This window comes from Nocardia brasiliensis, from assembly GCF_042691675.1.
GTDB classification, from domain to species: Bacteria; Actinomycetota; Actinomycetes; order Mycobacteriales; family Mycobacteriaceae; genus Nocardia; species Nocardia brasiliensis_D.
This window is the reverse complement of the sequence record NZ_CP170507.1, coordinates 1,603,465-1,627,201: the sequence shown is the minus strand read 5'-3', so window position 1 is coordinate 1,627,201 and position 23,737 is coordinate 1,603,465. Positions and strand designations below refer to the sequence as shown.

General features: G+C 67.3%; 22 protein-coding genes. 10 read left to right on the top strand and 12 right to left on the bottom strand.

All coding sequences use genetic code 11. The features are described from left to right. Window positions 1-100: 100 nt before the first annotated feature. The 3 genes from ACFK0J_RS07510 to clpS all read right to left on the bottom strand — a co-directional run bounded on the left by ACFK0J_RS07510 (window position 101) and on the right by clpS (window position 2,259). Window positions 101-1,162: a P1 family peptidase gene (locus ACFK0J_RS07510; RefSeq protein WP_378737783.1), complete on the bottom strand. Its 1,062-nt coding sequence runs from the start codon at window positions 1,160-1,162 to the stop codon at window positions 101-103. 154 nt (window positions 1,163-1,316) lie between these two features. Then, window positions 1,317-1,886: a DUF2017 domain-containing protein gene (locus ACFK0J_RS07505; protein WP_218474455.1), complete on the bottom strand. Its 570-nt coding sequence runs from the start codon at window positions 1,884-1,886 to the stop codon at window positions 1,317-1,319. Window positions 1,887-1,908: 22 nt separating this feature from the next. After that, on the bottom strand, window positions 1,909-2,259 hold the full coding sequence (gene clpS, locus ACFK0J_RS07500; protein WP_014982109.1) for an ATP-dependent Clp protease adapter ClpS: 351 nt from the start codon (window positions 2,257-2,259) through the stop codon (window positions 1,909-1,911). Window positions 2,260-2,488: 229 nt separating this feature from the next. Between clpS and ACFK0J_RS07495 the strand changes: the two genes are divergently transcribed. The 4 genes from ACFK0J_RS07495 to ACFK0J_RS07480 all read left to right on the top strand — a co-directional run bounded on the left by ACFK0J_RS07495 (window position 2,489) and on the right by ACFK0J_RS07480 (window position 7,560). Further along, the gene (locus tag ACFK0J_RS07495) at window positions 2,489-3,844 is read left to right on the top strand and encodes a nicotinate phosphoribosyltransferase (protein WP_378737780.1); all 1,356 of its coding nucleotides are present in this window, start codon (window positions 2,489-2,491) and stop codon (window positions 3,842-3,844) included. 129 nt (window positions 3,845-3,973) lie between these two features. Then, entirely contained in the window at window positions 3,974-4,540 is a 567-nt protein-coding gene (locus tag ACFK0J_RS07490) for a nicotinamidase (RefSeq protein ID WP_378737778.1), read from the top strand. A 101-nt stretch (window positions 4,541-4,641) separates the two neighbouring features. Next, the gene (locus tag ACFK0J_RS07485; protein WP_378737776.1) at window positions 4,642-6,687 is read left to right on the top strand and encodes an ATP-dependent DNA helicase; all 2,046 of its coding nucleotides are present in this window, start codon (window positions 4,642-4,644) and stop codon (window positions 6,685-6,687) included. A 177-nt stretch (window positions 6,688-6,864) separates the two neighbouring features. Then, on the top strand, window positions 6,865-7,560 hold the full coding sequence (locus ACFK0J_RS07480) for a methyltransferase domain-containing protein (protein WP_378737774.1): 696 nt from the start codon (window positions 6,865-6,867) through the stop codon (window positions 7,558-7,560). Here the strand turns inward: ACFK0J_RS07480 and ACFK0J_RS07475 are convergent, their stop codons facing one another. From ACFK0J_RS07475 to glgP, 8 genes are all read right to left on the bottom strand, one after another. Then, window positions 7,561-8,328: an ESX secretion-associated protein EspG gene (locus ACFK0J_RS07475; RefSeq protein ID WP_378737772.1), complete on the bottom strand. Its 768-nt coding sequence runs from the start codon at window positions 8,326-8,328 to the stop codon at window positions 7,561-7,563. Window positions 8,329-8,389: 61 nt separating this feature from the next. Beyond that, window positions 8,390-9,706, bottom strand: a complete 1,317-nt coding sequence (locus ACFK0J_RS07470; protein ID WP_378737770.1) for a hypothetical protein — start codon at window positions 9,704-9,706, stop codon at window positions 8,390-8,392. Then, window positions 9,706-10,116 (bottom strand): hypothetical protein, encoded by a 411-nt coding sequence (locus tag ACFK0J_RS07465; protein ID WP_378737768.1) that lies wholly within the window; start codon window positions 10,114-10,116, stop codon window positions 9,706-9,708. The genes ACFK0J_RS07470 and ACFK0J_RS07465 overlap by 1 nt, the downstream gene beginning before the upstream one ends. A 78-nt stretch (window positions 10,117-10,194) precedes the next feature. Then, window positions 10,195-10,722 carry a DUF3558 domain-containing protein gene (locus ACFK0J_RS07460; protein WP_378742699.1) on the bottom strand — a complete coding sequence of 176 codons (528 nt, stop codon included), beginning with the start codon at window positions 10,720-10,722 and terminating at the stop codon, window positions 10,195-10,197. Window positions 10,723-10,900: 178 nt separating this feature from the next. Then, on the bottom strand, window positions 10,901-11,296 hold the full coding sequence (locus ACFK0J_RS07455) for a RidA family protein (RefSeq protein ID WP_378737766.1): 396 nt from the start codon (window positions 11,294-11,296) through the stop codon (window positions 10,901-10,903). 589 nt (window positions 11,297-11,885) lie between these two features. Continuing rightward, entirely contained in the window at window positions 11,886-12,425 is a 540-nt protein-coding gene (locus ACFK0J_RS07450) for a DoxX family protein (RefSeq protein ID WP_378737764.1), read from the bottom strand. A gap of 148 nt (window positions 12,426-12,573) precedes the next feature. Next, window positions 12,574-13,935 carry an NCS2 family permease gene (locus ACFK0J_RS07445; protein ID WP_378737762.1) on the bottom strand — a complete coding sequence of 454 codons (1,362 nt, stop codon included), beginning with the start codon at window positions 13,933-13,935 and terminating at the stop codon, window positions 12,574-12,576. A gap of 186 nt (window positions 13,936-14,121) precedes the next feature. Next, window positions 14,122-16,716: an alpha-glucan family phosphorylase gene (gene glgP / locus ACFK0J_RS07440; RefSeq protein ID WP_378737760.1), complete on the bottom strand. Its 2,595-nt coding sequence runs from the start codon at window positions 16,714-16,716 to the stop codon at window positions 14,122-14,124. Window positions 16,717-17,004: 288 nt separating this feature from the next. Here glgP and ACFK0J_RS07435 point away from each other — a divergent pair, with 288 nt between their 5' ends. Next, the gene (locus ACFK0J_RS07435; RefSeq protein ID WP_378737758.1) at window positions 17,005-17,511 is read left to right on the top strand and encodes a nuclear transport factor 2 family protein; all 507 of its coding nucleotides are present in this window, start codon (window positions 17,005-17,007) and stop codon (window positions 17,509-17,511) included. A gap of 64 nt (window positions 17,512-17,575) precedes the next feature. Here the strand turns inward: ACFK0J_RS07435 and ACFK0J_RS07430 are convergent, their stop codons facing one another. Further along, window positions 17,576-18,019: a VOC family protein gene (locus ACFK0J_RS07430; RefSeq protein WP_378737756.1), complete on the bottom strand. Its 444-nt coding sequence runs from the start codon at window positions 18,017-18,019 to the stop codon at window positions 17,576-17,578. Between the two features lie 79 nt (window positions 18,020-18,098). On the opposite strand from ACFK0J_RS07430, the gene ACFK0J_RS07425 reads away from it, so the two are divergent. The 5 genes from ACFK0J_RS07425 to glgB all read left to right on the top strand — a co-directional run bounded on the left by ACFK0J_RS07425 (window position 18,099) and on the right by glgB (window position 23,688). Next, window positions 18,099-18,695 (top strand): TetR/AcrR family transcriptional regulator, encoded by a 597-nt coding sequence (locus ACFK0J_RS07425; RefSeq protein ID WP_378737754.1) that lies wholly within the window; start codon window positions 18,099-18,101, stop codon window positions 18,693-18,695. A gap of 156 nt (window positions 18,696-18,851) precedes the next feature. Next, entirely contained in the window at window positions 18,852-19,283 is a 432-nt protein-coding gene (locus tag ACFK0J_RS07420) for a LysE family translocator (RefSeq protein ID WP_378737752.1), read from the top strand. Continuing rightward, entirely contained in the window at window positions 19,265-19,456 is a 192-nt protein-coding gene (locus ACFK0J_RS07415; RefSeq protein WP_378737750.1) for a hypothetical protein, read from the top strand. The genes ACFK0J_RS07420 and ACFK0J_RS07415 overlap by 19 nt, the downstream gene beginning before the upstream one ends. Window positions 19,457-19,531: 75 nt before the next feature. Beyond that, window positions 19,532-21,532 (top strand): maltotransferase domain-containing protein, encoded by a 2,001-nt coding sequence (locus ACFK0J_RS07410; protein ID WP_378737748.1) that lies wholly within the window; start codon window positions 19,532-19,534, stop codon window positions 21,530-21,532. Further along, window positions 21,532-23,688: a 1,4-alpha-glucan branching protein GlgB gene (gene glgB, locus ACFK0J_RS07405; protein ID WP_378742697.1), complete on the top strand. Its 2,157-nt coding sequence runs from the start codon at window positions 21,532-21,534 to the stop codon at window positions 23,686-23,688. The genes ACFK0J_RS07410 and glgB overlap by 1 nt, the downstream gene beginning before the upstream one ends. The last annotated feature ends 49 nt before the right edge of the window (window positions 23,689-23,737 follow it).

The following is a 23,737-nucleotide window of genomic DNA, read 5'->3' as shown; positions in this document are numbered from 1 at the left end:
GAGTCAAACCCTTCCGCAATGCCGACCCATCGCAGTCGACAACGAGTGAGAATATTCGGCTATTCCCGTCGCCTGATAGCCCGGTCGGGATTCCCCGCGTCTAGCGGGGAAATAAGTCCGGGTAGGCGGGGATTCCGGCGACGGACCGCGCGGCGAGAATCGCGTCGACGATCGCACGTTCCACGCAGACCGCCGCGGCGGTACAGATCTCGTCGAGCAGCAGCAGATCCGCCGGGAAGGCGGGCGGCAGCGGAAAATTCGCAGGCGACGCGGCGGTTCCGGTGGCCAGCGCGAAGAGGGTGTCACCGTCCAGCGGGGAATGGGCGGGACGGATCGCCCTGGCCAGGCCGTCGTGCGCGGTGGTCGCCACCCGCTGACAGCCGACCGGGTCCAACGGCGCGTCGGTCGCGACCACGCCGATGGTCGTGTTGAGTACCGTGCCTTTCACCGGAAGCGCGTTCGCGTGAGCGAGCTGGTCGGCGGTCGCGGGGCGCAAGCCGAAGTAATCCGCGCCGTCGGTACCCGCGCCCCATGGTAGGCCGGTGCGCGGATCGAACACGGAGCCAACGGGATTCGCGACGATCAGCGCGGAGACCGTTACCCCGGCCGCTACTCCTTCGCCGAGCACGACGCTGGCGGTGCCGACGCCGCCCTTGATCGAACCGGCGCGCGCGCCGACACCGGCGCCGACCGTGCCGCGTTCGAATTCCACCGACGCGGCGGCCGTGGCCTGGTATCCGAAATCGGCGGTCGGCCGGATGTCCCAGGCACCCACCGGCAGGTCGAAGATCACCGCGCCCGGCACGATCGGCACCACCCGGCTCGCATCGGCCGGATCCATCGGAATGCCCTCGCCGTGCTCCTCTAACCAGCGCATGACACCGTCCGCGGCGGCGAGACCGTAAGCGCTGCCGCCGGTGAGCAGGATCGCGTTGACCTGGCGGACCGTGTTGGACAGATCGAGCACATCGGTTTCCCGGGTGCCCGGACCACCGCCGCGGACATCGACGGCGGCGACCGCGCCACCCGGTGCGTAGACGACAGTGCATCCCGTGGCCGCCCCGGCGCCGATCGTCGCGTTCGGGTCGAGGACATGATGATGGCCGACCAGCAGACCGGCGACATCGGTGAGCGAGTTACGTTGTCCGGCTTGCACATTCACGATTGCGCTCCTGACTTTCGATCACGGCGACGGTTCGCGGGGCATCCGGTTCAGCGTTGCCTTCGGCCCGGCGTCCTTCGCTCATTCCGACCCATCGCCGCATCGTGTGATTGTCCGACTTGGCCCCCGGCATTCGGGAGGACGGCGGAGCTGTTCAGGGGGCCAGGGCCTGGAGTAGCGAGTCCTGCATCCAGGTGAGCCAGTGGTAGACGTCGAGGTGCGGCGCCCTCGGGTCGTCCGGGCTCAGATGATCGGGGGTGTCGGCGTCGATGCCGAGGACCGTGCCCAGTGCCAGCCGCACGTCGGTGAGCGCGGTCAGCCAGGCGTCGGCTTGCTCGGGGGTGAGCACGATCTTGCCGCCCTCGGTGGGCACGGTGTCCAGGATGACGCTGCCCGCGGCCAGCTTGGCGTCGATGATCTCCGGTTCGTGCAGTCCGCGCAGCGCGCTGTTGAGGTCGGCGCGGTCGGCATCGGGGGAACCGGGTTCGCTTCGGTGGAAGTCCGGCAGCAGTCTGCGCAGCCGCGGATCCTCGGGCGGCACCGTGTTGCCGGTGCGCAGTCCGGTCAGCGCGGCGAGGTCGTCCTCGGGCGCGGCTTCGGCTCGCTCGGTGAGCAGCCCGGAGACCGCGCCGACCAGCGACCTCAGCACGTTGGCCTCTCGTGCGTCCATCTCGGAACGCAGTTTGAGACCGCTGAGCGAGTTTTTCCTGCTCCACTTCCGCACGGCGTCAGGGTAGTCGTCCTGGTCAGTCGTCCCGCTGCATGGTCGCCCAGAGTCCCGCGGCGTGTAGCCGCTGAACGTCATGTTCCATCTTGTCTCGCGAACCGGACGAGACCACCGCTTTGCCCTCGTTGTGCACCAACAGCATCAGCTCGGTCGCCTTCGCTTTGCTGTAGCCGAAGAGCTTCTGGAATATGTAGGCGACGTAGTGCATGAGGTTGACCGGGTCGTCCCAGACCACAGTGACCCACGGGCGATCTTCCGCTTCCAAGATCTCGGTGTATTCGACCGCCTCCGGGGTCGCCTGTGCCGCCGACAGCGTGGCGTCCACGGCGTCCACCACGACGCCGCCTCGGACTATGTTGCACAAGGCCATAACGTCAAGGGTACGACTCGCCTCCGAATGAGCAACACCCCGCTCAGCCCTGTTTCCAGCATTTCACAACTCACTGAGCAGGGACCGGCCTATGATGTGCGGCCTCGCGCATCCGCACTCGCAAGCGCTCCATGCGGCCTCGTGCATTCGCCCTCGCAAGCGCTCTGTGCGGCCTCGCGCATTCGCGCTCGCAAGCGCTCTGAACAGCCCCCTGTCTACAGTTGGCTGCGTGGACATCCGCCATGGCGTAACCAGCACCGCACTCCTGACCGACCAGTACGAACTGACCATGCTGGCCGCCGCGCTGGCCGACGATTCCGCGCATCGCCGCTGCACCTTCGAGGTGTTCGCCCGCCGTCTCCCGCACGGCCGCCGCTACGGCGTCGTCGCGGGCACCGGGCGGGTGCTCGACGCGCTGGAGCACTTCCAGTTCGGCGAAGCGGAGCTGGCAGTGGTCGCGCAATTCCTGCCCGCCGAGGCGGTGGAGTGGCTGCGTGACTACCGCTTCACCGGCGACATCGACGGTTACGCCGAGGGTGAGCTGTATTTCCCCGGCTCCCCCGTCCTCTCGGTGCGCGGCAGCTTCGCCGAATGCGTCGTGCTGGAGACGCTGGTCCTGTCGATCCTCAATCACGACAGCGCGATCGCCTCGGCCGCGGCCCGGATGGTCAGCGCGTCCGGTGGGCGCCGGATGATCGAGATGGGGTCGCGGCGCACTCACGAACTGGCCGCACCGTCCAGCGCCCGCGCCGCCTACCTGGCGGGTTTCGACGCCACGTCGAACCTGGAGGCGGTGCGCCGCTACGGCGTGCCCGGCGCGGGGACGAGTGCGCACGCGTTCACGCTGCTACATGCGGGGACGGCAGTCGGCGGAGCCGACGGGGTGGGTGAGCACAGCGGGGCGAATGCCGAGCACGAGGCGGCCGCGTTCCGCAGTCAGGTCGAAGCACTCGGGATCGGCACCACGTTGCTGGTGGATACCTACGACATCACCCGCGGCGTGGCCACCGCGATCGAGGTCGCCGGGCCGGAACTGGGTGGGGTGCGCCTCGATTCCGGTGATCTCGGCGTGCTGGCCAGGCAGGTGCGCGATCAACTGGATGGTCTCGGCGCGACCAAGACCCGCATCGTGGTGTCCGGCGATCTGGACGAGTACGCGATCGCCGCGTTGCGGGCCGAGCCGGTCGACGTCTACGGCGTCGGCACCTCGCTGGTGACCGGGTCGGGCGCGCCGACCGCGGGCATGGTCTACAAGTTGGTCGAGGTCGACGGGGTGCCGGTCGCCAAGCGCAGCAGTCACAAGGAGTCGCGCGGCGGCACGAAGAAGGCGGTGCGGCTGTTCAGGGACACCGGGACCATCGTCGAGGAGATCGTCTACCCGGCGGCCGGGCCCGCGCCCGCGTCGAACGGGTACGAGGCCCGGGAACTGCTCGTCCCGCTGGTCCGCGGGGGCAAGCCGGTCGAGGATCTGCCGACGCTGTCGGACAGCCGGGACCACGTGGCGCACGGGCTGATCAGCCTGCCGTGGGAGGGGCTGAAGCTGTCCGCCGGTGAGCCCGCGGTGCCGACCACGTTCGCGAACTGACCGCTCGGGCACCCGGCGAAACGGCGGATCAGCGGGCAGGCCCGAGATTTCGTGAGCCGCCCGCGCCTACGGTCTTGCTGAGCGGCACAATGCAATACAGGTACATCGTTCACATCGCGGGAGGTCATCATGACCCGAGCCCTGATCATCGTCGACGTCCAGAACGATTTCTGCGAGGGCGGGTCGCTGGCCGTCACGGGCGGTGCCGCGGTCGCGTCTCGAATAAGCGATCATCTCGCGGCCACCGACTACGCCGCGGTCGTCGCAACCCGCGACTATCACGTCGATCCCGGCGATCACTTCTCCACGCACCCCGATTACGTCGACTCCTGGCCACCGCACTGCCGGGCGGGCACTCCGGGCGCGGACTTCCACCCGAATCTGGACACCGCGCCCATCGAGGAGGTCTTCTCCAAGGGCGAATACTCGGCCGCGTACTCCGGTTTCGAGGGCACCGCGGCCGACGGCACCACCTTGGCCGACTGGCTACACAACCATGACATCACGGCGGTCGACGTCGTGGGGATCGCCATCGACCACTGCGTCCGGGCCACCGCCTTGGACGCTCGGATCGAGGGTTTCGACACCCGCGTCCTGCTCGACCTGACCGCCGGAGTTTCCCGCGCCACCACCGACGCCGCGCTGGACCGCATGCGCACCGCGGGCGTCGACCTCGAAGGCAGCGTCTGCGCGTAACGGGCGCAGTATCCGCTGCCGCCGAGCGACGGCTCGAGTACGCCGAATCGATCACCGCAAGGGGCGCGTCCGGTGTCGGTGCCGGGCAGTAGGCTGCTCGCGTGCCCGAACTCCCCGCCGTCCCCGAACTTTTGGCCACTGCCGTGCAGGCGCTCGGCGGGAAAGAGCGCGTCGGGCAGGTGACGATGGCGACGGCGGTGGACCACGCGATCGACACCAAGGAGCACCTCGCGGTGCAGGCCGGGACGGGCACCGGCAAGTCGCTGGCGTATCTGGTGCCGAGTCTGCGGCACGCGGTACGGACCGGGCGAACGGTGGTGGTGTCGACCGCGACGATCGCCCTGCAACGGCAGCTGGTGGACCGCGATCTGCCGCGCCTGTCCGAGGCGCTGAGCAAGCCGCTCGGGCGCGCGGCGAAGTTCGCGATCCTCAAGGGCCGCAATAATTATCTCTGCCTCAACAAGATCAATAGCGTGATCCCGGAGGAGCCCGCCGAGGCCGAACTGTTCGACGCGTTCGCCGTCTCCCGGCTCGGCCGAGAGGTGCAGCGGCTCAACGAGTGGGCCTCCGACACCGAGACCGGCGACCGGGACGAGCTGGTGCCCGGCGTCACCGACCGCGCCTGGCGGCAGGTGAGCGTGTCGTCGCGCGAATGCCTCGGCAAGTCGCGCTGCCCGTTCGGTCAGGACTGCTTCGCCGAACGGGCCCGGGCCGAATCGGCGCAGGCCGACGTCGTGGTGACCAACCACGCGCTGCTGGCGATCGACGCGATCAGCGGCATCCAGGTGCTGCCCGAACACGATGTGGTGGTGATCGACGAGGCGCACGAGCTGGTCGACCGCGTCACCGGCGTGGCCACCGCCGAGCTGGCCTCCTCGGCGATCAGCGCGGCCGCGCGCCGCTGCACCAAGCTCATCGACGAAAAAGAGGTGGACCGCCTCGAAAGTGCCGCCGAGGCCTGGCACGACGTGCTCGACGAGTTGCCCGCCGCTCGCTGGGAGCGGCTGCCCGACGGCGTCGCCCCGGTGCTCGCTCTCATCCGCGATGCCGCGTGGAACGTTCGGACCGCGCTCGCTCCGCAGGGCGGCACCACCCAGCAGGGTGATGTCGAGACCGCCGCCGCGCGCACGCAGGCGCTGGCCGCTATCGACGAGGTGCACGACACGGCGGTACGCGCGCTCACCGCGTTCGACGAGCCGGATCCGGCGAACCGGCGCGATGTGATCTGGCTGTCCGCCGAGGAAATGCGCGGCGTCACTCGGCGCTCGCTGCGGATGGCGCCGCTCTCGGTGGGTGGGCTCTTGCGCAGCAGACTGTTCGGCACCGCGACCGTGGTGCTGACCTCGGCGACGCTCCAGATCGGTGGCTCGTTCGACGGGCTCGCGGTCACCTGGGGTTTGCCCGCGCAGTCGTCGAACCGGTCCGACGCCGGCATGGCCAATGGTGCGGAGGCACCCGCCGATGCCGACAAGGTGCGGTGGAGTTCGCTCGATGTCGGTTCGCCGTTCAACCATGCGAAGTCGGGCATCCTCTACGTCGCCAAGCACTTGCCCGCGCCCGGCCGCGACGGCCTCGCGCCCGCCTATCTGGACGAGATCGAACGGCTCATCAAAGCGGCGGGCGGTCGCACCCTCGGATTGTTCTCCTCGATGCGCGCGGCCAAAGCGGCCACCGAGGCCTTGCGTGAGCGGCTGGATACGCCCGTGCTGTGCCAGGGCGACGACTCGACCGGCGCGCTGGTCCGCAAGTTCGCCGACGATCCGGAGACCTCGCTGTTCGGCACGCTGTCGCTGTGGCAGGGCGTCGACGTGCCCGGCCCGTCGCTGAGCCTGGTCATCCTGGACCGAATCCCCTTCCCCCGCCCCGACGACCCGCTGCTCACCGCCCGCCAGCGCGCGGTGGAATCGCGCGGCGGCAACGGGTTCATGGCGATCGCGGCCAACCACGCGGCGCTGCTGCTCGCTCAGGGCACCGGGCGGTTGCTGCGCAGCGTCGACGACCGCGGCGTGGTCGCCATCCTCGACTCCCGGCTGGCCACCGCCCGCTACGGCGGATACCTGCGCGCCTCGCTGCCACCGTATTGGGAGACCTCCGACCCCGAAGTCGTCGTGAAAGCACTGCGACGGCTCACCGAAAACGCGGTGTGATCCCGCGCACATTGGGGCGCGCATACTTCCGAACAGAAGTAAATTGAGGGTGGTACTTCGGTGAACCCCAATTCCCACACCGAACGTATCGGCGGTCCCCGCGCCAAGCCCTGCACGCGGCGCGGGGACACCACAAATTCCCGCTCGCGCCCGGTCCGCGCATGAGACCGTTTCCAGATGAAGCACCTTTCCGACAGTGATGTCCTAGGCGAATTTCTGGTCAGCGCAAGATCATTGGCCGAGTATCGCGCCATCTTCGCCCTCTCCGACGCCGACCTGCGGGGCCGGATTCTCGACTGCCCCGGCGGCGCAGCCAGTTTCACGGCCGAGGCGAGCGCCCTCGGCGCCCAAGTAACCGCCGCCGATCCGGTCTATGCCCGCGAGCCCGATCAGCTGAGAAGTCTCGCGCTCACCGAGACCGATCGCGGAAGTCTTTGGGCCACAGCACATTCCGCGATGTATCGATGGGACTGGTACGGCAGCCCCGACCAGCACCGTGAAATGCGGCACGCCGCCGCCCAGCGATTCGGCGCGGATCTGATCGCCCACCCCGAACGGTACGTCGCCACCGAACTGCCGTCGCTCCCCTTCGCCGAAAACAGCTTCGACCTGGCCCTCAGCTCGCACCTGCTGTTCACCTACGCCGACCGGTTGACCGCCGATTTCCACCTCGCCGCCCTGCTCGAGCTGGCCAGGGTCTGCGCGGGCGAGACCCGGGTCTACCCGCTGGTCGACCACCTCGGTAACCAGCTGGACGAGCTGGTCGCCCATCTCCGAAAGGAACTCGAGGACAAAGGAATTCGCACCAGCCTCCGCGAAACCAGCTATGAATTCCACCATGGAGCGCACACCATACTGGTCCTGCACCCCTGACTACCAGCTGGGCGCCGCCGAGCGGTACGTGGTTTCGATGAGCGCGTGCAGCTGACGCTGGATCTCCCCGACCGGGCCGGGGGTCAGGGTGAACTCGTCGTCGCCGTGGTGGTGCAGCAGATAGCGGCCGTCGGCGGGTAGGTAGTCCATCCAGTGGAAGCCGCGACCGTCGGTGGTCGGTCTGCTGTCGATCGCGCCGCCGGCGAACACGCCGACTTCACCGAGCCCGGAACGAGGGCGGCGGACGATGCGGTTGAGCTGCTCGGTGTGCGACAGACGCGTCGGGTGCTTGGCGTATTCGACCCGGTCCAGATCCGAGCGGCGGCCGCTGATCGCCGGATATCTGCCACCCACGCAGTTCGGCAGGTTCGCGGCGATCTGCCCGGGCACCGCCTGCGGCGGGCATCGGGTCAGCAAGATATCGCGACCGTATTCCTGTGTGGGGCCGGGCAATTGGACCGCGATGGTCGCGGCGCGGGCGGTCATACCCGCGTGCACGCGCACCACCTGGCTGAAGTCGCGCCCGAAGAAGCCGTGCACCTCGACGCGAACCTGTGGTTCCAGCAACACATTCAGGGCATTGAACAAGTCGGGACCGGCGAAACTCGACAACTGCTGTGCGGCATTGGTGCGCAGACGCTCGTAGTCCTCGTAGGCCTGCACGCCTTCGATGGTGTAGCGCAAGGGATACGGGAGGCGGTCACGGCCGAGCGCTGCCAGTGCCAGCTCGAACATCAAACCGTTGAGGCGCCAACGGGATTCGGTCATGCGTGAGCCTCGCTAGCCCGCGCCGCCGTGCGCAAGGTGCACCGGGTCATGATCGGCTCGCTTACCCGCCGATGACGCCGCCGGGTGGCAGCGCGGGCGGTTGCGTGCCGAGCAAATCCGAACCGCGGTCGTAGACCAGGTAGTCCGGGGTCTTGTGCTCGCCGTCTTCGTCGCCTTTGCCGCGGGCCGCGCCCGCTCCCATGCCGGGGAAGCCCGCCGCGCCCGGCCTGCCTGCCGCGGCGACGCGGGCGGCAGTTGCGGCCGAGGTGGCGGGAGTGGGGGTGGCGGGTTTGGCGGGGACGCTTTTTCCCGGCCCGGGAGTGGAGCTCGGGGTGCCGGGGACGCCGGACGGTGCGCCCGGGCTGGTGGTCGACGGAGTGTTGGTGGGGGTCGACGGGGTGCGTGACTTGCTCGGATCGTCGGTGCTTGTCGTACCGGCCGGAGTGGTCGAGGCCGGGGTGGTGCCGGTCGGCTTGTCCGATGTGGTGTTTTGATCCGTGCTCGCCGGTTGCGTGGACTGCGGGTTGTCGACTTTGTTCTTGTCGCCCTGCGGATTCTTGTCCGTGGTGTCGGGCGAACCCGCCGGGTTGACGCTCGCGGGACTGCTCGGTTGATTCGAGCTCGGATTGCTCACCGGGTCGCCCGAATTGTTCTTGTCCACGGTGCTGGTGGGTTCGGGAAGGATCGGGGTGATGCCATCGACTTCATTGACGCCGGGTCGGTAGTACTGGGTCATCACGAGCCGGGCCTCGCTCTCCGCTTCCTGCGCGCGGTGCGTAGGGCCTTTGATGATGTTCTGCCCCGGAAGCGCATCGATGATTTTGTCACCGATGGTGTAGTTGTCGGGTTTGCCGACAGAACCTTTGGCTTGAGCCAAGTGCGCTTGCGTCAAATCCAAACCGTGCCCGACCATTTGGAACGACGCCGCCAGTTTCGTGAACGCCGTCGAGAATTCTCGGGTGGCATCGATCGCGCTCTTGCCCGACTTGCCATTCCAGTGCTCGGTGATGGATTGGTTTACGCCCGTGGCGAACTCGGCGACGGCAGTCCGCGCGTCCTCGGACAATCTGCGCCAGCCATCCGCCTTGGTATTGATCTCATCCGGCTTGACCCCTTGCAGCGCATCGTAAATCGCTTGATGGGACATCGTCTCGAACGGATCCTGCGTCTTGATCGCCCGACCGTCGAACCGGTCGCTGCCGTACTCCGTCAACAATCCCGACCACTCGTTGTTGACGTACCCGCGATCCTGGTCCCACTTCGCCTTTTCATCGGCGGCCACCTGCTGATCGGTGCGCTTGTTCTTGTCGGCCTCGCGTGTGGAGCCGGTGATGTTTCCCGTACCGATCGCTACGAGCCACTCGTTGAACGAGACCATCACGAACCTCCCGCGTTCAGTGCGGCGAGTCTGTCGGCGGCGGACTGATCCGACTCCTTCAGTTTGCCGATGGCGAGCTCATAGGTCTCCTTCATCAGGGTGACGACCTCCAAGCTTTGCTGCAGGCGCTTGACCGCCGAATCGTCCCCGTTGTTGGCCTTGAGCGCGAACTTGTCTCGCAGCGCTTCCGCAGACTGCAAAGTGCCGAAGCCTGACGTGAACGCCAAGTTCTTGGCCCTGTTCATCATCAAGTCGAGCTGCTCGCGCATTCGTTGTGCGTGGCTTGCCAGCGCTGTGCCGATTTCGGTATCCAACCGAAGTTCACCCCCCTCGGCCTGCGTCTTCAACGTCTGCCAGCGCGCCAGCATGCCCTGCATCTGAGCTTCAGTATCCTGCTCGGACTCTGACATCTGTCCTCCGTAACTACCAATCGCACTGCCGCCCAGCACCCATCCGCTGATCACCGGCAATGACTGCCGACAACCAGGTCACTTGGGCAGGTATGACTCCAGCTGGGTTGCATGCCGAACAGCCAGGTCGCACGGTGGCGCCTGCGGAAGAGAAGCCCGTTCGCTATAGCGCCAGCCAACGATCACAACGAACATGCCGAGCGACGAGGGCATGCTCACGTAGCACCGCAGTTTATCTTCGTCGTTCTTGTCCTCATAGATCAGCCCGGACCGCGCCCCGACCTTCGTATCGCGGAAACCTGTGACTGTTTCGTTCTTTCGTGCTTCGTCCATAGTGTGAGTGCTCGAACCCACTGTCACGAAGTACGGACCATCAGTCGACTTCCACGTACACATACGCCACGTGACCGGACCTGACGGAGCATCGGTATCGGTCGACTTCGATGCGGGATCAACCCGGGTCGCGCGCAACGCCTCATCAGACAATTCCGAACACGGGTTGTACTGCACGGTGGACTCACCGTCGGTCGTCTTCCCACTCGGCCCCTCCGTCTTCGGACCCTCACCCCCCGACGAGCACCCCGCGACCAGCCCGGCCACCACCATCCCGGCCAGCACCATCCGCGCTGCACCCCTCGGCGACACAAAGGCGGTTCGCATATCTCTCCTGACTTCGGCCCAAACACCCCGACACAGGATAAGACGCACAAGATCTCCCCCTGGTTCCACACCAAACGAGATCCATCCAACCGGACGGCTCCAGCCAGGTAGCCGAAATCCGCGCTCAGCCGCGCACGGCGACCGCGTCCACCTCGAACAGCATCCCCGGCAACGCCAGCGCGGCCACCCCCGTCAACGTCTGAACCGGCGGCCGCCCACCCCAGATCTCGCCGATCTTCTTGCCGACAATCGCGAGCTTGTCGAGATCATGCCCAACGATGAAGGTCCGCAACTGCGCCACATCAGCAAAATCCACCCCCGCCGACCGCAGCGCAATCCCAAGATTCACGAACGCATTATCGACCTGCACCCCGAAATCCGCACTGGTCGTATGCCCCTCAGCATCGGAGTCGTACTGCCCCGCCACAATCACCAGCTCGCCACTGACCCGCGCCACATGGCTGTACCCGAACCCGGTCGGGTCGTGCAGCTCCGCCGGATTGCTGATCTCGATGCCCATCCCCGTCCTCCTTGCGTCTCGATTCTTCGAACAACAAGGAGGTGACGACACAGCGGCCCGGACTGTGACATCACTGCGATCGCCAACCTCGTTGGCGCACACTTGCCAGGAAAACGACGCGCCTTCTTCAGCAGTGCACCGCCATCAACAAACACCGCCGACACGGGCATCTGATTGTGCCGCAACGGACTTCGCGCGCTTTCTGCTACCCGCCCGGTGCTGTCGATGTACGATCAAAAGCAATCGTCGCTTCATCGGGAGGGAATATGGAAGCGAAATCTACTGCGGCCGTGGTCGGGCTTGCGGCCACGATGATCTTCGGCCTCAGCGCGACAGCTCACGCGAATCAACCTCCGAATCAGCCGCCGGGTAGCAGGTTCGTCGGTACGTATCCCACCGAGAAGGACTGCTGGTTCGCGGCAGCCGAGGAGATCGGGCGAAACCCCGCGCATCGCAATTACTCTTGTGGGCTTACCCCGCAGGTCAGGTGGGCCTTGTACGTCTGGTGACAGCCACGCGGGTCCCGCCCCCGAATGGCGGCGAGACCCGCGGGACAACCTAGGTCACCTGCACGAGACCGGTTCCGCTCTTACAACGTCCACTTCAGGATCAGGGTGAGCACTGCCGCGACGACCGCGAGGACCACCGCGCCCGCACCCCAGACGAAACCATGGCGCTGCCACGGACGGCCGTGGTCCAGCGAGAACTTGCCCGGTCCGGTGAAGGCGATGGCCGCGCCGACCGCGGCGAACAGCAACGGCATCTCGTAAGTGTCCTGGCCGAACAGTCCCAGACCCCACAGGGCGTTGACGGCGTTGATCATGGTGCCCAGCACGATGGCGCTCGCGAGCGGCGTCAGCAGGCCGAGCGCAAGGAGTAGACCGCCGCCGAACTCGCACAGACCAGCCAGGGTGCCGAACAGTTTGCCGGGGTTGTAACCCATGCTGTCGAACCCAGCCGCGTTGGCATCCAGGCCGGGGCCGCTGAACCAGCCGAACAGCTTCTGGGCGCCGTGCACGGCGAGCAGTCCGCCGAAAACGACACGGATGATCAGTAGCCCGATATCGGTGGATACACCATCCAGTTGAGTGTTGGTTGTCGCTCGTTCCAGTACGGATTTCGTGGTCATGCTGGTCCTCATCCCTGCAATTCGGTTTCCAATTGATGGCCCATAAGCCTCGGCGATGAAGCGGACTGCGGTCCGATTATCACACGAGCTTCCCAACTTCCCAGGGCCCGTTCTTATTCCTGCTATACGTTGTCGCCCTCGGGCGGGTTCACTCCGCGAGGAAGAAGAAGTACCCGAGGAAGACCACCAGCAGGGCCCACATTGCCGGGTGAACGTCCTTGATCCGGCCTTTGGCGACCATGACTACCGGGTAGAACAGCATTCCCATGGCCAGACCGTTAGCGATCGAGTAGGTCAGCGGCATCATCACAATGGTGATGAATGCGGGCACTGAGTATTCAAGCCGATTCCAGTCGATCTCGCCCAGTGCACGCGCCATCAACACGCCTACCACGATCAATGCGGGTGCGGTCACTTCCCCAGATCCCGCGACGACCGCGAAGATCGGGTAACAGAACATGGCGATGAGGAACCAGCCCGCGGTGGCGACGGCGGTCAAGCCGGTCCGCCCGCCCGCGGACACGCCCGCGGTGGATTCGACGTAGGCGGTGGTCGTGGAGGTGCCGATGACGGCGCCCGCCATGGTGCCGACCGAATCCGCGGCCAGCGCGCTCGCGGCGCGTGGCAGTTTGCCGTCCTTGTCGAGCAGGTTGGCCTGGTTGGCGACACCGATCAGGGTGCCGGAGGCGTCGAAGAAGTCGACGAAGAGCATGGTGAGGACGACAACGGCCATCTGCCCGGTGAACGCGTCGGGCAGGTGGATGATCGCCTGACCGAAGGTGTGCTCCAACCCCTTCGGCGCGGCGACGACACCGTCGGGCAGGGCGACGAGCCCGCTGACGATGCCGACGAGCGCGGTGAGCACGATGCCGTACAGCACGGCGCCGTGCCAGCCGATGACGAGGAAGACCACGGTCACCACCAGCCCGAACAACGCGAGCAGGGTGGTGCCCTTGGTGAAGTCGCCGAGCGTGACGAGGGTGGCCTCGCTGTTCACCACGATGCCCGCGTTCTTCAAGCCGAGGAACGCCACGAACAACCCGATGCCCGCGCCGACGGCCAGCTTCATCTGCATCGGAATCGCGTTGAGGATGCGCTCGCGCACCTTGGTGACCGCGAGGACGAAGAAGATGATCCCGGACAGCAAGGTGCCGGACAGGGCGACCTGCCACGGAATGCCCATACCGAGCACGACGGAGTAGGCGAAGAACGCATTGAGGCCCATGCCGGGCGCGAGCGCGATCGGGTACTTCGCCCACAGCCCCATGACGAGCGTGCCGAACACCGCCGCGACGGCGGTCGCGGTGAACACGGCCTGCATGGGAATGCCCTTGTCGCCGAGCGCCCCCTCGTCGCCGAGCACCGACGGGTTCACGGCGAGCACATAGGACATGGCCAGGAATGTCACCGTGCCCGCCATCAGTTCGCGTTTCATGGTGGAACCAGTCGCGCTGATGCCGAAGAACGCGTCGATGCGACCTCGGGGCTCGGTCGGTACGGCGGTGGCCATGGGCGGTCTCCAGTCGGGGAATGGTACGGGCGTGCCCAGGCACGGTAGCCGACGATTCACTCGAGCGGAGAATTCGGCCACCGATAACCGCTCGGACCGTGGCCGGACCGAAAGCGCTGGTGCGACCACCTACCGGCGGCCGCGGGACGATTGACGTCGTCGAACCCACGCATGGCCGGGGACCCGTCAAGCGTTGGGTGCGGCGACCAATCCGAGCTCCGCGTCGCAGGCGAGCAACTCGTTGTGCGGGAGCACCCGCACGGTGTAGCCGACGGCACCGGACAGCGGGACCGGTGTGTCCACGGTGAAAAGCTCGACGCCGGAATCGGATCCGGTGTGCGTCATCGGGACGGTGCTGACGTCGGAAAGGTCGTCGGACGGCGATACCCGGCCGAGTACCGCCTGCACGACGACATCGGACACCGGCAATCCGCCGAGGTCGATGCGCGCGGACAGCGACAACCTCGCCCCGATGATCGGCGTGTCCGGCAGGCCCGCGCTGTCCACCTGGATCACCTTCACCGACGGCCATGCCGCCTCGACGCGGCGCCGGTAGTCGGCGATCGAGCGGGCGACGGCGAACTCGTCGGCGGTCGCCCGCTGATACGCCTTGGCGGCGGGCGCGTAGTACTCGACGGCGTAGTCGCGGACCATCCGGGAGGCCAGCACCTGCGGGCCGAGAGTCTGCAGGGTGTGGCGGACCATCTCGACCCAGCGCACCGGCATCCCCGACGCGTCGCGGTCGTAGAAGCGGGGCGCGACGGTGCGTTCGAACAGGTCGTAGAGCGCCGCGGCTTCGAGGTCGTCGCGGCGGTGTTCGTCGCGGACGCCGTCGGCGGTCGGGATAGCCCAGCCGTTCTCGCCGTCGAACATCTCGTCCCACCAGCCGTCCCGGATGGACAGGTTGAGACCGCCGTTGAGCGCGGACTTCATCCCGGAGGTGCCGCACGCCTCCAGCGGGCGCAGCGGATTGTTCAGCCAGACGTCGCAGCCCCAGTACAGGTACCGGGCCATCGACATGTCGTAGTCGGGCAGGAAGACGATGCGGTGGCGCAACTCCGGGTCGTCGGCGAAGCGGACCACCTGCTGGATGAGCGCCTTGCCGCCGTCGTCGGCGGGATGGCTCTTGCCCGCGACCACCAACTGCATCGGTCGCTCGGGGTCGAGCAGCCTGGCGCGCAACCGTTGCGGGTCGCGCAGCATCAGGGTGAGCCGCTTGTAGGTCGGCACCCGGCGGGCGAAGCCGACGGTCAGCACATCCGGGTCGAAAACGCTGTCCACCCAACCCAATTCGGCTTCCGCCGCACCACGGTCCAGCCAGGACGCGCGGACCCGGCGGCGCACCTCGGCAACCAGGATGGCGCGCAACGTGTTCCGGGTGGACCACAATTCGCCGAGGTCGACATCGCGCAGTCGCTCCCAGCCACGCGCCTCCTCGACCAGCTCGGCGCCGATGTGCTCGCGCGCCTTGTCGAACCACTCGCGGGCGGCCCAGGTCGGGGCGTGCACACCGTTGGTCACCGAGCCGATCGGCACCTCGGCCGCGTCGAAGCCCGGCCAGAGCGCGGCGAACATCTCCCGGCTCACTTCGCCGTGCAGTTTCGATACACCGTTGGCGCGCTGGGCAAGTCGCAATCCCATGTGCGCCATGTTGAACACCGAAGGGTCGGCCTCGCGCCCCAGTGCGACGATCCGATCGACGGAAAGCCCAGGGAGCATGGCGGATTCGGATTCGCCGTGCGCGCCGCCGAAGTAGCGGCGCACCATCGGCATCGGGAACCGATCGATACCGGCGGGGACGGGAGTGTGCGTGGTGAACACCGTGCCCGCCCGCACCGCGGCCAGTGCGGTGTCGAAATCATTTCCGGCAGAGACGAATTCGCGGATACGTTCGACGCCGAGGAACCCGGCGTGGCCTTCGTTCATGTGGAAGACATCGGGGTCGGGTAGTCCGGCCGCGTTGGTGTAGGCGCGCACCGCGCGCACGCCGCCGATGCCCGCCAGGATCTCCTGCCGGATCCGGTGCTCTTGGTCGCCGCCGTAGAGGCGGTCGGTCACCGCGCGCAGCTCGGGATCATTCTCGGCGATATCGGAATCCAGCAGCAGCAACGGAACCCGGCCCACCTGCGCGATCCACACGCGGGCGCGCAGCACGCGCTGGTCGGGCATCGCCACGTGGATGAGCACCGGCGCGGTCTCCGAGTCCGGTCCACCGTTGTCGGAGGTGAGCAGCCGCAGCGGCAAGCCCTGCGGGTCCAGGTCCGGGTAGTGCTCGGTCTGCCAACCGTCCGCCGACAGCGTCTGCCGGAAATAGCCGGAGCGGTACAGCAATCCGACACCGATCAGCGGCAACCCCAGATCGGAGGCGGCCTTCAGATGGTCACCCGCCAGGATGCCGAGCCCACCCGAATAGTTCGGCAGCACCTCGGTGACACCGAACTCCATGGAGAAGTACGCGATTCCGCGCACGCCCTCTTCCCCTGCCCTGCGCTCGAACCAGCTCGGCGCCGCCAGATAGTCCCGCAGGTCGGCCGCAGCGGCATCGACCCGAGACACATACTCCGGGTCCGCCGCCAGCTCATCCACCCGCGCCGCGGGCACCTCGCCGAGCATCCGTACCGGATCGTGCCCCATCTCCAGCCACCGCTGCGGATCCATCTCGGCAAACAGATCCTGCGTCGGCGGATGCCAGGACCACCGCAGATTCGTAGCGAGCTCCCCGAGAGCCGCCAGCCGCTCGGGCAGATGGGCACGGACGGTGAATCGACGCAATGCCTTCACCAGCCGAACCCTACCGAACACCCGGGGAACCAGCCGCCTCGGCGGTACGGCTCACACCTGTCGGCACGACTCGACGCGATCGTCACCCGATCACGCGCACTCGATCGGACCGGCCGCGAGCTCGGCTCTGCGTACCGGGGTGACCTACCCCCGCGGCGGTCGGGTGCGCCGACCATCGGTAATCGGCTGCCGGAAGTACCTATAGATGACAGATTCGGGCGGCGTCCTGCGGCAATAGCGTCGTTCTCGTCAGCAAGTACAAGCATCGAGCAAGACGAAGGACACATGATGAGTCGAGTCAGCCGCCGTTCGCCGGGTCGGGTAGTTGTCGTCGCGGCAGCCGCGATCGTGGCGCTGGGGATGGGTACCGGGTGTGCGACCGGGGATCCGGGGCAGGCGCCGCCCTCGGGTAGCTCACAGACCGCCGCGCCGGAGATCAGCATGGAGACGGTCGTCGCCAAGTATCTGGAGGCGTGGAATGCTACCGATCCGGCCGCGCGCAAGGCCGCCGTGGCCGCGATCTTCACCGAGCAGGCGACCTACGTCGACCCGTTGATGGCGGTGACCGGACACGCGGAGATCGACGGTGGCATCGCCGCCGCCCAGGCCAAGTTCCCCGGGTGGGTGTTCCGGCCCGCCGGGCCGATCGACGCACACCACAACCAGGTCCGCTTCACCTGGTCGCTCGGCCCCGAGGGTGCGGAAGCACCGATCATCGGTTTCGATGTCGCTGTGGTCGAAAATGGCCGCATCGCAAAGGTTTACGGCTTCCTGGATAAGGTCCCAGCCGCCTGATCGGCAGCGTTCATGACCGAATCGGCAACGCGGCCCCGGCTTTTCGCCGGGGTCGCGTTCGTGGTCACTGGGCGGTGAACTTCTCGGCGGTGTACTCGGGGCTGAACTGCTCGACGTACTCGCCCGCCGGTGGGACCTCGGTGATCATGTCGATCAGCACACCACTCGGGTCGGCGACGATGAAGTGACGCTGACCGAAGTCTTCTGTGCGCAGCGCCAACTGGGCCGCCAGCCCGCCGTTGACGACCAGCCGTTCCCACTCGGCATCCACATCGGCCACCTCGAAGTTCAGCAGCAGACCCTGGACCGGCTTGCGGTACGCCTCGGGCACGGTCGGGTGGGTGTAGTCGAGCAGCGCGAGCTCGTAGGCGACCTCACCCGGACGGCGCAGGCTGACGTACCAGTCCGTCTCGAAGGTGATCTCGAAACCCAGCCACTTGGTGTAGAAGTCGCGCGATTCCGCGATCCGGGTGGTGCCGATGACCGGGTAGAAGCTGCTCAGTTTCATGTTCTCACCTTTCACATACCGTTGGTATGTGAGCTAAGCTAGTTCGCGTACCGCCGGTATGTCAACAGTGAGGTGATCGATGCCGAGCAAGATCCGCACCGAGCAACGCGTGGCGACCAGGCGCGCTCTGCTGCGCGAGAGCAGGCGCCTGTTCGCCGCGAAAGGCTATGGCGCGGTGGGATTGTCGGAGATCGTCACGGCGGCCGGGGTGACCAAGGGGGCGCTGTACCACAACTTCGACAGCAAGGCGGAACTGTTCGCGGCGGTGCTGGAGCAGGTGCAGATCGAGGTCGGCGAGCGGGTGGCCGCGGCCGCCGACGCGGTCGAGGATCGGTGGGAGCAACTGGTTGCGGGCTGCGAGGCTTTCCTGACGACCTGCACAGACCCGGAGATCCAGCGGATCATGCTGATCGACGGGCCCGCGGTCCTCGGCTGGCACGAGTGGCGGGCGATGGACGCGGCCCAGTCGGCCCGCCACCTCGACGAGGCCCTGACCGCACTGATCGAGGCGGGTGTGCTCGCCACCCAGCCGGTCGCCCCGCTGACCCATCTGCTGTCCGGCGCGATGAACGAGGCGGCGCTGTGGTTGGCCACCTCGACCGACCCGGACGCGCTGGCCGACACCACCGCAGCGCTGCGCCGCCTGCTGGAAGCCTGCCGCACCGCCCCAGGGTGAAGCCGCAAGAACTCGGTTTCCCAGCATCCGGAATCGCCCGAGGTTCGGCATGCGGGAAAGTGTGCGCGGCTCCGTCAAGTGCGCTCGAGATCGCGGCAATCTCCCAATTCCCCTGGCGGGCTCGCCAATCGGCGTGGCAGCATCGGCTGATTCCTGTTGGCCTGCCTGATCCTGGCCGCACTGCCCGGACCGGCCACCGCCCTGTTCCCGCAGCGCTCGGTGCGCGACGGCCGGGCGGCGGGTCTCGCGGCGGTCGCGGGGAACGAGATCGGCGTCCTCGGCTGGACGCTCGCGGGTGGCGCGGGACTGTCGGTCCTGCTGGTCGCCAACGAGTTCATGAACACCGCGGTGCATATCGTCGGCGCCCTGGTGCTGATCTGGCTCGGCGTGCAGGCCTGGCGCGGCGCTCGCGGCGACGACGAATTCGGCGGTCCGATGACCGCGCTGCTGCCCGCCGGACGGACCCCGGGCTCCGCGTTCCGAGCCTCCCTGATCTCGATCGCCGCGAACCCGAAGGCCGCGGTATTCGGCCTGACGATCCTGCCGCAGTCCTGCCGTCCACCGGCCCGGTGCTGCCGACCGTGGTGATCCTGGCGCTGATCCAACTGGTGATCGACACCGCCTGGTGTGTCGGCATCGTGCTCGCCGCCGACCGCGCGGGCGACTGGCTGCGCCGCACCGGTATCCGGCAGCGGGTGGAACGCGCGCTCGGCGCGATCCTCGTCGCATCGGGCCTGGGCCTCGCGGCCGACGCACGCTGACCGGACGCCGGGGCGATTCCCTCCGGCCGCGGCGCTGATCCCGTGCTTCCCGGCCGCTGACGGTAGGTTGGACCCGTGACCGGCCGCATCGCAATCGATGACACTGCCCCGTCCATCGCAGGCGGTCGGCCTGCCAAGGCCGTCGTCGGGGAGGTGTTCCCGGTGCGCACGGTGGTGTGGCGGGAGGGCCACGATGCCGTCGCCGCGACGCTGACCGTCCGCGGGCCGAACTCCGCACGACCGATCCGCATCCGGATGTCGCCCGATCCCGAGCCGGACGTGTTCAACGCCATCTTCACGCCGAACCTGCCCGGCGCCTGGACCTACCGCATCGAGGGCTGGAGCGATCCGATCGCGACCTGGCGGTCCGCGGTGGAGGCGAAGCTCGCGGTCGGGCAGACCGCCGCCGATCTGGCCAACGATCTGGAGATCGGAGCCCGGCTGTTCGACCGGGCCGCGCAGGCCGTGCCGAAGAAGCAGTTCGAACGGTTAGGCGCCGCGGCCGCCGCACTGCGCAGTGACGAGCAGCTACCCGCACGAGTGGCCCCGGCCTTCGCCGAGGAGATCGCCGAGATCCTGCGGGCGACACCGTTGCGCGACATGGTGACCCGCGGCCCGCAGCACACCGTGCAGGTAGAACGCCAACGGGCACTGTACGGCTCGTGGTATGAGTTCTTCCCGCGCTCCACCGGCGGACGTGACGCGGCGGGCAAACCGGTGCACGGGACCTTCGCCACCGCCGCGAAGGAATTGCCGCGCATCGCGGGCATGGGTTTCGACGTGGTCTATCTGCCGCCGATCCATCCGGTCGGTGAGGTGAATCGCAAGGGCCGCAACAACGCACTCGTCGCCGAGCCGGGCGATGTCGGATCGCCGTGGGCCATCGGCTCGAAGGACGGCGGGCACGACGCCGTGCATCCGCTGCTGGGCACCGAGTCCGACTTCGCCGAATTCGTCGACACCGCAGCACAACTCGGCCTAGAGGTAGCGCTGGATCTGGCCCTCCAGTGTGCTCCCGACCACCCGTGGGTTGCCGCCCACCCGGAGTGGTTCACCACCCTGCCCGACGGCACCATCGCCTTCGCCGAGAACCCGCCGAAGAAGTACCAGGACATCTACCCGGTCAACTTCGACAACGACCCCGATGGCCTCTACGCCGAGGTGCTGCGCGTGGTTCGGCATTGGATCGCGTTGGGCGTGAAGATCTTCCGGGTGGACAACCCACACACCAAGCCCGCCGACTTCTGGGAGTGGCTGATCGACACGGTGCGGCGCACCGATCCGGACGTGATCTTCCTTTCCGAGGCGTTCACCCGCCCGGCCCGGCTGTACGGGCTCGCGCGCCGCGGCTTCAGCCAGTCGTACACGTACTTCACCTGGCGCATCGCGAAGTGGGAGCTCACCGAGTTCGGCAACGAGCTGGCCGCCAAGGCCGACGAGGCCAGACCCAACCTGTTCGTCAACACCCCCGACATCCTGCACGAGAGCCTGCAGCACGGCGGGCCTGGCATGTTCGCCATCCGCGCGGTACTCGCCGCGACCCTCGCGCCGAGCTGGGGCGTGTACTCCGGATTCGAGCTGTTCGAGCATCAGGCGGTGCGGCCGGGCAGTGAGGAATACCTGGATTCGGAGAAGTACGAGTTGCGCCCGCGCCCGTTCGCCGAGGCGCTGGCCCGCGGCGAATCCTTGGAGCCGTGGATCACCCGGCTCAACGAGATCCGCCGCGCGCACCCCGCGCTACAACAGTTGCGCTGCATCCACTTTCACCATGTCGACAACGATGCGCTGATCGCCTATTCGAAGATCGATCCGATCAGCGGCGACGCGGTGCTGGTGGTGGTGAACCTGAACCCGTTCGCCGCCGAGTGGGGCATGGTCTCGCTCGACCTGCCCGCCATCGGCCGCGAATGGCACGACCACCCGGTGGTGTACGACGAGGTCAGCGGCGAGGAATATCACTGGGCCCAAACGAATTACGTGCGATTGGACCCGGCGCGTTCGGTCGCGCACATCCTCACCTTGCCCCCGGTATCCCAGCAGGCGCGCACCGAACTCGCGTACCGGAGCACGCTGTGATGCGCCGCAGAGATCTGATGCTGCTGGCCGCGGGCACGCACGCCGATCCACACACCGTGCTCGGCGCCCATCCCCATCCGGACGGCACGCAGGTCAGTGTGCTGCGTCCGCTCGCGGAATCGGTAGCGGCACGGGTCGGTTCGGTGGATCATCCGCTGAAATCGTTGGGGCACGGCGTTTTCGCCGCAGTGCTGCCCTACCCCGACCTCATGGACTATCGCATCGTGACCACCTACTCCGGCGGTCAGACCATCCTCTCCGCCGACGGCTACCGCTTTCTGCCGACGGTCGGCGAGCTGGACCTGCACTTGATCGGCGAGGGTCGCCACGAACGCCTATGGGAAGTGCTCGGCGCACACCCCCGCCGCTACACCACCCTCGACGGCGAGGTGACCGGCACATCGTTCGCGGTGTGGGCGCCGAATGCCCGCGGGGTCACCGTGTTCGGCGACTTCGACGGATGGGCGGGCAATACCGCGCCGATGCGGGCGCTCGGGTCGTCCGGAGTGTGGGAGGTGTTCGTCCCCGGAGTCGGACCGGGCACCAAGTACAAGTTCCGGGTGCACGGCGCCGACGGCCGCACGGTCGACCACGCCGACCCGATGGCATTCGCGACCGAGTTGCCACCCGCGACGGCGTCGGTGGTCACCGAGAGCAGCTATCGGTGGGACGACAAGGCGTGGCTCGATACTCGGGCAAAGACCGACCCGACCAAGGCGCCGATGAGCGTCTACGAAGTCCATCTCGGCTCCTGGCGGCCCGGCCTCGGTTATCGCGAATTGGCCGACCAGCTGGCCGATTACGTGCGGGACACCGGATACACCCACATCGAACTGCTGCCCATCGCCGAGCATCCCTTCGGCGGTTCGTGGGGCTACCAGGTCACCTCGTACTACGCGCCCACCGCACGCTTCGGTTCCCCGGACGACTTCCGCGCCTTCGTCGATCGACTGCACCAGGCAGGCATCGGCGTGCTGCTCGACTGGGTGCCCGCGCACTTCCCGCGCGACGAATGGGCGCTGGCCCGCTTCGACGGCACCCCGCTCTACGAGCACGCCGACCCGCGCCGCGGCGAGCAACTCGACTGGGGCACCTACGTTTTCGACTTCGGGCGACACGAGGTGCGCAACTTCCTGGTGGCCAACGCGCGCTACTGGATCGAGGAATTCCACATCGACGGCCTGCGCGTCGACGCGGTCGCGTCCATGCTGTACCTGGATTACTCACGCCCCGAAGGGGGTTGGGAGCCGAACGTGCACGGCGGCCGGGAAAACCTGGAGGCCGTCGACTTCCTGCAGGACCTGAACAACACCGTGCACCGCCACCACCCCGGCGTGGTGACCATCGCCGAGGAGTCGACCAGTTGGCCCGGCGTCACCCGCGGCACCGATGTCGGCGGTCTCGGCTTCACCATGAAATGGAACATGGGCTGGATGCACGACACCCTCGGCTTCCTGCAGCGCGACCCGATCCACCGGTCCTGGCACCACAACGAGATCACCTTCTCGGCGATGTACGCCTGGAGCGAGAACTTCGTGCTGCCGATCAGCCACGACGAGGTGGTGCACGGCAAGGGCACGCTGTGGACCAGGATGCCCGGCGACGACTTCGCCAAAGCCGGTGGCGTGCGGGCACTGCTGGCCTACATGTGGGGGCATCCCGGCAAGCAACTGCTGTTCATGGGCCAGGACTTCGGCCAGTTCCGGGAGTGGTCACACGACCGGGGACTGGACTGGCAGGAGCTGGACAACCCACTCCACCAAGGGATTACGGCGGTCGTCCGCGACCTCAACGCCGTCTACCGCGCCCATCCCGCGCTGTGGAGCCAGGACACCACCCCCGGCGGCTACTCCTGGATCGAAGCCAACGACCAGGCGAACAATGTGCTGGCGTTCCTGCGCTACGGCTCGGACGGATCCGTCGTCGCGTGCGTGTACAACTTCTCCGGCGCAGTGCACGGCGAGTACCGAGTCGGCCTGCCCTTCGCCGGACAGTGGACGGAAATCTTGAACACCGACGCCGCCGAGTACGGCGGCTCGGGCATCGGAAACCTCGGCGCTGTCAAGGCCACTGACGAACCGTGGCACGGTCGTCCCGCCTCCGCGACCATCGCGATGGCCCCCAACAGCGCCGTCTGGCTGGCCCCAGAGCGCTGACCCTCGCCCCCGCTCACGCCGACCCGTCAAGAGGCCTTCATAGCAGCCG

Coding starts and splice junctions, on each gene's coding strand:
- clpS (WP_014982109.1), bottom strand. CDS start 2,259: ATGGCCTTGTGCAACATAGTCCGAGGCGGCGTCGTGGTGGACGCCGTG.
- ACFK0J_RS07480 (WP_378737774.1), top strand. CDS start 6,865: ATGAAGCACCTTTCCGACAGTGATGTCCTAGGCGAATTTCTGGTCAGC.
- ACFK0J_RS07490 (WP_378737778.1), top strand. CDS start 3,974: ATGACCCGAGCCCTGATCATCGTCGACGTCCAGAACGATTTCTGCGAG.
- ACFK0J_RS07435 (WP_378737758.1), top strand. CDS start 17,005: ATGAGTCGAGTCAGCCGCCGTTCGCCGGGTCGGGTAGTTGTCGTCGCG.
- ACFK0J_RS07425 (WP_378737754.1), top strand. CDS start 18,099: ATGCCGAGCAAGATCCGCACCGAGCAACGCGTGGCGACCAGGCGCGCT.
- ACFK0J_RS07475 (WP_378737772.1), bottom strand. CDS start 8,328: ATGACCGAATCCCGTTGGCGCCTCAACGGTTTGATGTTCGAGCTGGCA.
- ACFK0J_RS07455 (WP_378737766.1), bottom strand. CDS start 11,296: ATGGGCATCGAGATCAGCAATCCGGCGGAGCTGCACGACCCGACCGGG.
- ACFK0J_RS07445 (WP_378737762.1), bottom strand. CDS start 13,935: ATGGCCACCGCCGTACCGACCGAGCCCCGAGGTCGCATCGACGCGTTC.
- ACFK0J_RS07450 (WP_378737764.1), bottom strand. CDS start 12,425: ATGACCACGAAATCCGTACTGGAACGAGCGACAACCAACACTCAACTG.
- ACFK0J_RS07470 (WP_378737770.1), bottom strand. CDS start 9,706: ATGGTCTCGTTCAACGAGTGGCTCGTAGCGATCGGTACGGGAAACATC.
- glgB (WP_378742697.1), top strand. CDS start 21,532: ATGCGCCGCAGAGATCTGATGCTGCTGGCCGCGGGCACGCACGCCGAT.
- ACFK0J_RS07430 (WP_378737756.1), bottom strand. CDS start 18,019: ATGAAACTGAGCAGCTTCTACCCGGTCATCGGCACCACCCGGATCGCG.
- ACFK0J_RS07460 (WP_378742699.1), bottom strand. CDS start 10,722: ATGGTGGTGGCCGGGCTGGTCGCGGGGTGCTCGTCGGGGGGTGAGGGT.
- ACFK0J_RS07465 (WP_378737768.1), bottom strand. CDS start 10,116: ATGTCAGAGTCCGAGCAGGATACTGAAGCTCAGATGCAGGGCATGCTG.